Here is a 2,840-nt window from a genome sequence, read left to right as displayed (position 1 = left end):
GGTCTCGCCCGCCGTCGCCAGCGGCCGCGTGCCGGGCGAAGGCGTGCCGCGGCTCGCGTTCGTGTTCAGCGGGCAGGGCCCGCAGTGGTTCGCGATGGGCCGCGAGCTGATCGCCGCGCAGCCGGTGTTCCGCGATGTGATCGAGGCCTGCGATGCCTTGATGCAGCCGCTGACCGGCTGGTCGCTGCACGCGGAACTGGCGAAGGACGAGGCCGGGTCGCGGCTCGCCGACACCGAGGTCGCGCAGCCGGCGCTGTTCGCGATCCAGGTCGCGCTGGCGGCGCTGTGGCGCAGCTGGGGCATCGTGCCCGACGGCGTGGTCGGCCACAGCGTCGGCGAGATCGCGGCCTTGCACGTGGCCGGCGTGCTGGGCCTGGCCGATGCGGTGCGCGTGGTGTGCCAGCGCGGCCGCGTGATGCAGCAGGCCACCGGCACCGGCCGCATGGCGCAGGCGAGCCTGGCCGAAGACGAGGCCGTGCAGCTGCTGAAGCCCTACGGCGATCGCCTGGCGCTCGGTGCCGTCAACGGCCCGCGCAGCATCGTGCTGTCGGGCGAGCCGGCGGCGCTCGACGAACTGCTGGCGGCGCTGACGCGGCGCGGCATCTCGCACCGCATGCTGCCGGTGCAATACGCCTTCCACAGCGCGCAGATGGCGCCGTTCCAGCAGACGCTGGCCGGGCTGCTGGCCGATGTGCCGTCGCAGCCGATGGCGGTGCCGGTGTACTCGACCGTGCTGGGCGGGCTCGCGACCGGGCAGCGTTTCGACGGCGTGTACTTCGGCCGCAACGTGCGCGAGCCGGTGCGGCTGCATGCGGCGATCACCGCGATGGCCGGCGACGGCTTCGGCAGCTTCCTCGAGATCGGGCCGCACCCGGTGCTGAGCGCGTCGATCGCCGAGAGCCTGGCGGCGGCCGGTGCGACGGGGCAGGTGCTCGCGTCATTGCGCCGCGGCCGGCCGGAGCGCGAATCGCTGCTGCAGGCGGCCGCCGCGCTGCACGTGCATGGCCACACGCTCGATGCCGAGGCGGTGGCGGGCGAGGGCGGCGAGGTGGTCGACCTGCCGCGCTATCCGTGGCAGCGCAAGCGTTTCTGGCTGCGGCCGACGCCGGTGGCTGCGGTGGTGCCGTCCTCGCGTCGGGGGATTCATCCGCTGCTCGGCACGAAGCTGTCGACGCCGGCCACCACGGCCACCGTGTTCGATGCGCAGTGGTCGGTCGGCGATGCCGGCGCGCTGCACGAGCACCGCATCGGCGGGCGCCTGCTGATGCCGGCGGCGGCGATGCTCGAGGTGTGCCGCGCGGCGGTCGGGGGCCGGGTGCTGTCGGCATTCGCGGTCGAGCGGCCGCTGTACCTGCCGGAGAGCGGCATGGCGCACTGGCAGGCGATCGTGCGCGACGGGGCGGTCGAGCTGCACCAGGCGCTGGATGACGAGACGTGGCAGCGCGTGTGCACGGCAGCGGTGGGTGATGCGCCGTCGCCAGAGGCGCTGCAGTCGGCGGGCGGCGCCACCTATGTATCGTCGGGCGAGATCTACGCCGGCTTCGAGGCGCTCGGCGTCGCATTCGGCCCGGCCTTCCGCAACCTGCATGCGGTGCAGCGCGGCAGCGGTTGGGCGCGGGCATCGCTGGTGCTGCCGGCCGAGGTCGAAGCGCAGGCCGCGGCGTTCGGTCTGCACCCGGCCTTGCTCGACGGCGCGCTGCAGCTGTGCGCGGTGGCCGCGCAGGGCGTGCCGACGACGCTGTGGGCGCCGATGGGCATCGAGCAGGTCGAGCTGCTGCGTCCGGGCCTGGCGCGCGTGCAGGCGCTCGCGGTGCTGCGCGGCGAGGCGGGGGCGGACATCGACTTGATCGACGAGCAGGGCGCGCCGGTCGCGCGGCTGCGCGGCGTGCGCTTCGCGGCGACCGATGCGCGCACGCTGGCGGGTGGGGGCGCGGAGGATGGGGTGTACGAGGTGCGGTGGCGGCCTGCCCCGCCAATCTCCATGGGCCCCATCCCCGTTGGCCCCATCCCCGTTCGCCCCATCCCCGTTCGCCCTGAGCAGGGACTGAGCTTGTCGAAGGCCCGTGTCGAAGGGTTGGTGCCGCAGCGCGCGGTGGAGCCAGGGCTTCGACAGGCTCAGCCCGACCCTTCGACAGGCTCAGGGCGAACGGAGGGGGGTGCGGAAGGCGACTGGCTGCTCCTCAGCGACGCCAGCGGCCTTGCCGCCACCCTGCGCCAGGCGCTCGAATCCCGCGGCGCCCGCTGTACCGAAGTCCTCGCCGGCGAGCGCTTCCAGCGGCTCGAATCGAACCGCTGGTCCGTCGACCCGCACGATGCGGCGCAGATGCAATCCGTCGTCGCCGACTGGCGCTCGCATGGCACGCCGCGCGCGGTGGTCTCGCTGTGGAGCCTCGACACCCCCGGCTTCGATGCCGGCACCGCCGACGACGCCGAACTGCGCGCCAGCGGCTCGCTGCTGCACGTGCTGCAGGCGCTGGCCGCCGATGCCGACGCGCCCGCCGTCGCGCTGTGGCTCGTCACGCAGAACGCGCAGCCGGTGCTTCCGCACGAGGCACCGGCCTCGTCGGCCGCGGCCGGCGCCTGGGCCTTCCTCGGCGTGCTGGCCGTCGAGCATCCCGAATTCCCGCTGCGCGCGATCGACACCGACGCGGCCGACCCCGATGACATCGATGCGCTGCTGGCCGAGCTGCTGTCGCCTGCCCCGCTGCCGCGCGTCGCGCTGCGCGCAGGCACGCGCCACCAACCGCGCCTCGTGCGCCGCGCCGCCGCCACGCCGGCCTCGCCGCTGCAGCGCCTCGAGGTCGAACGCCCCGGCACGCTCGACGGCCTCGCGCTGCGCA

Annotated in this window: 1 protein-coding gene; it reads left to right on the top strand. The window is 74.6% G+C overall.

Translation table 11 applies throughout. The features are described 5' to 3' along the window. Positions 1 to 2,840, top strand: a 2,840-nt coding sequence (locus AC1D01_RS28445; protein WP_477872388.1) for an acyltransferase domain-containing protein, incomplete at both ends; no start/stop codon positions are given.

The organism is Rhizobacter sp. P3_B12 (assembly GCF_056402895.1).
Note: the sequence above shows the minus strand (reverse complement) of the source record. Positions and strands in the feature narration are given on the sequence as shown.